Below are 6,295 nucleotides of genomic sequence, written 5' to 3'. Positions count from 1 at the left end.
CCCAGGGTGCGGGGTTGCACCTCGACACCCAGCCGTTCCGCCCACTCCCGGAAGGCGGCGAGCCGCTCGGGGTTGCGGCCCTGCACCTCGACGAGCCGGACGCCGCCGCGGGCCAGCGCGACCAGCGCCGACCGGGCGGTGGCCCCGTTGCCGATCAGGGTGGCGACCCGCAGACCCGACAGTCCGGACGCCGCCAGCGCGTCGGCCAGGCCGGCGATGTCGGTGTTGTAGACCCGCCGCTGCTCCCCGAACACCACGGTGTTCGCCACCCCGGTGAGCCGGACGTCCTCATCGGGGATGCCGCACTCGGCGGCCACTTCCTTCAGCGGCATGGTGACACTCAACCCGCGCCAGGAGTCGTCCAACCCGTTCACGAAGTCGGCGAACCCGCCCGGCTGCAACTCGACGCGTCCATAACTCCAGTCCAGGCCGAGGTGCGCGTAGGCGGCCGCGTGGATCACCGGCGACAGCGAATGCGCGATCGGTGACCCCAGGACGGCGGCCTGTGGCCTCACGAGCACTTCTTCCGGTCCTCCGGGCTACAAGACTGAGGATTCTCCCCAACCGGGCGACAGGTCTGCAGACCGCCGATTTTCAACATTCGCGCACGTTAGCATGGCCTCTCTCTCGAGGCGCCGGATGACCAACAGGCCAGTAACAGCGTGGCCCGCCATCACGCCCAACCTCAACTTGACGCTCTAAGGGAAGGCGGTCGTAGTCCGACTGTAGAAACGACGGTCGATAACTGCCGACGGCAAGATTGGCTCCGTCACCTAGTCGTCGCTGAAACTCCGCTGAGGTCAACAATCGCAAGTCAGATCAGCTCGGTTAGTCCCGAATGACGCCCTCTTCGGATCACTGAACCTGTGGGTCACCGATGCACTTGCGGACGGCTCGATTAGCTTCGGGGCCGTCCGAAAATTCGACTCCTGCGGCCTCGTATCTTCCGTTCCAATTGAGGCCGATATAGTTAAAACGCTTCCCATTGGTTACCATCACCTGGGTGAAGATCATATGAGATTTATCGGACGCGATCCCGATGTCCTCCCAGTATGCAACCAGCCGCCAGGAATCATCAATATCGACGGCAGCTGATGGCCTGCCTGCCAAGACTAGGCTCTCCAGCCTAGCAAGTTTGAACTCACCCTCTGTCACGGAGCGGCACGCGAAAGTGGCTCGAGTGCGCATCGGTGCAACTTCGCCCGCAGGCATAGAACTCTCGCCCGGTGCCGGTGAGGCTATACAGCTTGAGAAGGCAAGAACTGCGGCCATTGCCCCGGATATATGGAATTCCATGCACGATCTCCTCTTTGGCCGCCAGCGGCTCAGCGTGCTCCAACTAAGCAAAGGGGCAGCAGCCCAACTCACCGCCACTGCGTCCTGCTAGCGCCACACACCCAGAACCTCGCTCGAAACAAGCGCTGACTAGAAACTGGCCTAACAATTCAAGCCGTTCGGAGGACAGCACCTCCCGCCATCACCCAAGATTCGCGCGCCCCAGCCACCACGCACCAAATGGTTCGAGTCAGGAATAAAAAGTACTCTCTCGCGCGGCCCGCAACTTTCTAGTTCTATCAAGACAAAAAGAAACTACATCCGCCAGCGTGGCTGGGACTCCCGTAATGAGGAGCGAGTACCCTACACCTCCCAGGACCAAGATCGACCGAGGAGGTCTATGCCCGTATGGGAGGTGCGCATTCATGTTCAACTGCTGGAAGGTCAGATAGGTCACCAAGGGAAAAACGACCCATGCAGCCACACGCAGCACCAAGGGCGCATTCGGCCAATACCAAGCCCTGACGGAATACCAGACGACAGCCACTGCGGCAGGGAGCAGTGTCACGACAACGGGAAGTATTCCCGGCAGGCTATAAACCCAGTCAGCTATCTCTTGCGTGATTCCTCCCACGTGATTGCGTCGCAGACACTGTCTAGACGGGTCGAGGTCTCCTGACTATCATTCGTTGAGCTGGGTCGGCCGCCACCGCAGATACTGTTACGGACGGCAGAACCAAGTCTTGAATCGCCACATCGCCTAGCTTAGCCAAAACCAAGCGAAAGCTGACCCTCAGCGCCTCCGCCTCTCGAATCCTACCCTCGATCTCAAATACCCAGGTATCCGCATGTCGCCCAATCACCTGAAGGCTCTTCGCCCTGCCCTCCGAGATGCACCCTATGGACTTAACGATCCTGTCATCAATACGCACTGTGGCCGCAGCTTCTTTGGTGACGAATGGGGTCCAACTGAGCCGAGGAGCAACAACTGAGGGACAAATGTTTGGAAATTCGCTCCCCAGTTGGCGGCTGCCCATGCAATATCAGCCGTAACACTCCTGCGGAACGCTTGACGGCCACCTGTAGTTTCCGATGCGCCGGTGCTTTCGCCCGCGCCCTGGAATCGCTGCGGGGCTGGGTGGCGGCGCGGTACGAATCATAGGGGAAGTGCATAATTCGTCGGCCGCCGACAACAATGTCAACCGGCTTACCCGGTGGCAACTCCCCATCGCACCAAAATCGGATCTGACCACCTTCATGCAAACTAATAGTGTGCTTCACTCCGCCAGCCCCCGACAGCACGAACGGTCGATCCAGCCGTTCGTAAAAAGGAGGGGTCGTAATCGAAAGCAACTTCAGCGCCTACCGGAATGGACTGGCGGGCGCTCGTCACTCTAGCTCCGAGGAGTCGTGGCAAGTCCAGCGAGACGTCTCCGGTGATCGGGAGCGACGAGCTTCCGCCAAGATCGCTGATCGTATAGTCACTTGCATCGGCGGCCGCGTGTAGCGTCGGCATGAGCGAACTGGTGACAATTGCTGTTGCGGCAGCTATAAGCACGCGGGGTGGAGCATGGGCTGGTCAAATGGCTCCGCATACTCGTCCATCGGGTCTTCCGCTCCAGCTCCAGCTCCAGCTCCAGATCGAGGGTCCTCCGGGCCACTACGGACCCTGGACCACAAAGAAGACGAAGAACGTCAGGCCCAGTCCGGGCAACAATGGACTGGCGAGAATTACACCGCGCCGAAGTCGGATCCGCCCGGAACGATCAATGGCACTCTCTATCGCATGCGGGCGGCGTTCACGACAGGCACGACGACAACAACGACCTACTACGCGGTACCATCGAGTTGATCGGACCAGGCCCACAATCGAGTTGACTGGACCAGACCCCATAGGAGCCGAGCCGCATGAAGTTGATTCGACAAGAATCTGGGGGCAAGGGGTTCGTCACGTCAGTGGCGGTAAGTCTGGTCGTTACCGCATTGGCGCTCTCGGCCTGCACCACCGGGCGATCTCCATCCCGCCCCATGACGAACTCGGCCACCACTCCAGAGAAATCCAGCTCGCCCGCATCCGAGCCCACACCGTCGCAGAAGGCGCCCACTACCAGCGCCATCAAATGTCGTACGGTGACGCAAGACACTCTGACCTACCTGGAGAGGGTCGCCAACGTGGGCGGGGGCGTCACCTTCACCAATGGACGCATGATCAGGATCCCGAATCGCCCCAAATGGTGGGAGGTCGGGGTAAGGATCAAAGTCGAGAAGGGTTTCGACCCTGCCGCCTATGGCAAGACCGGAGACGTGTGGTATTTCGAGACCAACGCCCCTAGCGTCACAGTGGACGATCGACACGGAGTGGAAGGAGACGGACACTACGTCGTGCATTGTCAATGGTGATCGGCCCCCTCTTATGAGCCGCCATCCGGCGGCTGCCGTGTCATCGTTCATGACGGCGGTAGTCTGCGATCTGAGGAGCAAGGGCAGTAGTCAAGTCGGTCGTCCGCGTTGTGTATGAGAGAGGCGTGAGGATCGATGCGCGCACCTACTCAGGCCTGGACGCAAGACCGAGAGCGTCCAGGGCGCTCACGATGCCCGGTCGTCAACGCGGTCCGTGGCTATCGAGGCCTCCCGGCCATGCGGCAGCACACCGAATCTGGCGAGCACATTCCGCTCGTAGTACGTAGCCGCACGATGCCGGAGATTGCGTGGGCGTCCGGGGGACTTTGAGGCTCATAGAGCGAGCAGCCAGCGGCCAGTCGCGGCACCAAGCCGTTTATGCACCGCACTAAGAGCCCCCATCATTCCTCAGGGGTCAAAATCGGTCACACAGCGCGCAGGACGTGAGCCGACCGGCGACTGTTGATGATTCATAGCACGTCAAAGCGCCCTTACCTCGTCCTCGCCCGATGCGTCCATTCGGCACCACCCAAGCGGTCCGACCGGGCACCACAACCCAGGGCGCTGTCACTATCCGCGAGACCATGCACGGGAACGCTATTCATCTCGCCGACAGTCCAATATCGCCCTCCATAGCTGCTCCAGCTGTAGCCCGAGAGCAGGCCGGTACCCACGGTCCTGCGGATTCCGGACCAGGCAGGACGGACGCTCATGCGCACTTCTTCCGGTTCTCGGGGCTGGCCAGGCACCACTGCTTCAGCTTGGCGGTGGCGGCGTTGTGCTCGGCGAGGGTTTCGGAGAACACCGTCTCGCCCGTGTCCAGGTTGATCGGCACGAAGTACAGCCATTTGCCGTCGGCGGGGTTGAGCGCGGCCTCCATCGCTTTCTTCGCCGGTGCCGTGATCGGCCCGGGCGGCAGACCCTTGTGCTCGTAGGTGTTATATGGCGACTTGTTCTTCTTACGATCGGCGTCGCTCGTCCAGATGGTCCCGGTCTTGTTGATGGAGTAGGCCACCGTGGCGTCCGACTGCAACTTCATGCCCTTGGCCAGCCGGTTGTAGAACACCCGGGCCACCTTGGCCCGATCCTCGTCGCGGAACACCTCGCGCTCGATGATGCTGGCCATGATCAGCACGTCGTAGGGCTTGTAACCCAGAGCGTTGGCTCGCTCTTCGAAGGCCAGATCCTGCACGGTCTTCTTGAACTCGTTGATCGGCGCCTTCAGCACCGACTGCGCGGTCGGCTTCAGCGGCAGGTTGTAGGTGTCGGGGAAGATGAAGCCCTCGTTGCTCTTGCCGACCCAGCTCGGCAGATCGAACTGCTTGCGGTTCTTGAGCGCGGCCTGCAGGTCCTTCTCGGGCACCTTGGTCGATGCCGCCAGCGCGGTGATCACGTCGGAGAGCCGCAGCCCCTCGCGGATCTGGTACTGGTTCTTGATCTGGTTGGCCGGGTCGAGCAACATCTGCAGCGCCGTCTTCGCCGGAATCTGGGTGCGCATCTTGTACAGCCCGTACTGGATCTTGCGGGCATTCGGGTCAGACCCGGCCGCACGCTCGAACGCCTTGCCGGTGCGAACGACGTCGGCGGCGAGCAGGATGTCGGCGATCTTGTTGATCGACGAACCCTGCGGAATCTCCACCACCACATCGGCGACGCCGGCCGGATCGATGTAGTCCTCAGTGGTCCGGTAGCCGATCCAGGCGTCGTGCACCTTGGAGTAGACGAACCAGCCGCCGCCGATCAGCACGGTCAGCGACAGGACGACCGCGATCGCACCGCGCACCCGGTACCAGACCTCTTTGGGTACCCAACGGCCGGTCTCCGGATCGCGCAGTTCGCGGAAGAGATTCGCCATGCTTCAGTGTCCTTCGTTCGTCACGCGGGTTCGCCGGGCGCCCGGCCGGTCGCCCGTTCGACGGCCAACGCCTGCTCCAAGATTGCCACGGCTGCCGCCTGGTCGATGATGGCGCGCTGGCGACGCGCGTCCTTACCGGCCGAACGCAGGCGGCGTCCGGCGTCCACGGTGGTCAGCCGTTCGTCGGCGAAACGCCAGCTGATCGCCGGGTGTCCCGCGATCACCGACGCCACCTGGGCCCGGACGTGGACCGCCGCCGGACCCTCGTCACCGGCCAGGGTGCGGGGCAGGCCCACGATCACCTCGATCGGTTCGTACTCGGCCAGCAGCTGCGGCAGCCGCCGTCCGGACGCCTGGGTCGGCACGGTCTCGACCGGGTAGGCCAGCATGCCGTCGGCGTCACATGCGGCCACCCCGATCCGGGCCTTGCCCCAGTCGAGCGCCATCCGGACGCCGCGCCGGAAAGTGGGCTGATCGAGCTTGGCGGGATCCCCAGACGCCCGCTGGTCGAGCTTGTCGAGACCCTCGGGCACGTGCTGATCCAACCCGAGATCCCGGCGTCCGCCGGGATGACGTGAGTCGAGTTCGTCCGCAGGCTCGACCGGCGATGACTCGCGACTCAAAGGGCCGCCACCGCGTCACGGACCGCACGGACGGCGTCCGACGCCGCGGCGCCGTTGGAGCCGCCGCCCTGGGCGAAGTCGTCCTTGCCGCCGCCTCGTCCGCCGAGCTGGGCCGCGCCGACGCCCACCAGGGCGCCCGCCT

Annotated in this window: 6 protein-coding genes; 1 reads left to right on the top strand and 5 read right to left on the bottom strand. The window is 62.8% G+C overall.

Features of this window, described 5'->3' with window-relative positions:
* On the bottom strand, nt 1-515 hold a 515-nt coding region (locus tag QM624_RS07175; protein ID WP_415090231.1), incomplete at its 3' end, for a shikimate dehydrogenase family protein.
* Between the two features lie 340 nt (nt 516-855).
* The gene (locus QM624_RS07170; protein WP_415090229.1) at nt 856-1,296 is read right to left on the bottom strand and encodes a hypothetical protein; all 441 of its coding nucleotides are present in this window, start codon (nt 1,294-1,296) and stop codon (nt 856-858) included.
* A gap of 1,887 nt (nt 1,297-3,183) precedes the next feature.
* On the opposite strand from QM624_RS07170, the gene QM624_RS07165 reads away from it, so the two are divergent.
* Complete coding sequence (locus tag QM624_RS07165) at nt 3,184-3,675, top strand: hypothetical protein (RefSeq protein ID WP_415090227.1); 492 nt, start codon at nt 3,184-3,186, stop codon at nt 3,673-3,675.
* A 709-nt stretch (nt 3,676-4,384) separates the two neighbouring features.
* Here the strand turns inward: QM624_RS07165 and mltG are convergent.
* The 3 genes from mltG to QM624_RS07150 all read right to left on the bottom strand — a co-directional run bounded on the left by mltG (nt 4,385) and on the right by QM624_RS07150 (nt 6,281).
* On the bottom strand, nt 4,385-5,530 hold the full coding sequence (mltG, locus tag QM624_RS07160) for an endolytic transglycosylase MltG (protein ID WP_415090224.1): 1,146 nt from the start codon (nt 5,528-5,530) through the stop codon (nt 4,385-4,387).
* Nucleotides 5,531-5,550: 20 nt separating this feature from the next.
* Complete coding sequence (ruvX, locus tag QM624_RS07155; RefSeq protein WP_415090235.1) at nt 5,551-5,976, bottom strand: Holliday junction resolvase RuvX; 426 nt, start codon at nt 5,974-5,976, stop codon at nt 5,551-5,553.
* Nucleotides 5,977-6,149: 173 nt separating this feature from the next.
* Entirely contained in the window at nt 6,150-6,281 is a 132-nt protein-coding gene (locus tag QM624_RS07150; RefSeq protein WP_415090233.1) for a DHHA1 domain-containing protein, read from the bottom strand.
* Between the last annotated feature and the right edge of the window lie 14 nt (nt 6,282-6,295).

Source organism: Micropruina sp., assembly GCF_047606365.1.
Taxonomy (GTDB): domain Bacteria; phylum Actinomycetota; class Actinomycetes; order Propionibacteriales; family Propionibacteriaceae; genus Micropruina.
This window is presented reverse-complemented; position numbering and strand designations above follow the sequence as displayed.

Bases quoted from the DNA above. Each gene is read 5' to 3' on its own strand.
- QM624_RS07170 (WP_415090229.1), bottom strand. From the start codon at position 1,296: ATGGAATTCCATATATCCGGGGCAATGGCCGCAGTTCTTGCCTTCTCA.
- QM624_RS07165 (WP_415090227.1), top strand. From the start codon at position 3,184: ATGAAGTTGATTCGACAAGAATCTGGGGGCAAGGGGTTCGTCACGTCA.
- mltG (WP_415090224.1), bottom strand. From the start codon at position 5,530: ATGGCGAATCTCTTCCGCGAACTGCGCGATCCGGAGACCGGCCGTTGG.
- ruvX (WP_415090235.1), bottom strand. From the start codon at position 5,976: ATGGCGCTCGACTGGGGCAAGGCCCGGATCGGGGTGGCCGCATGTGAC.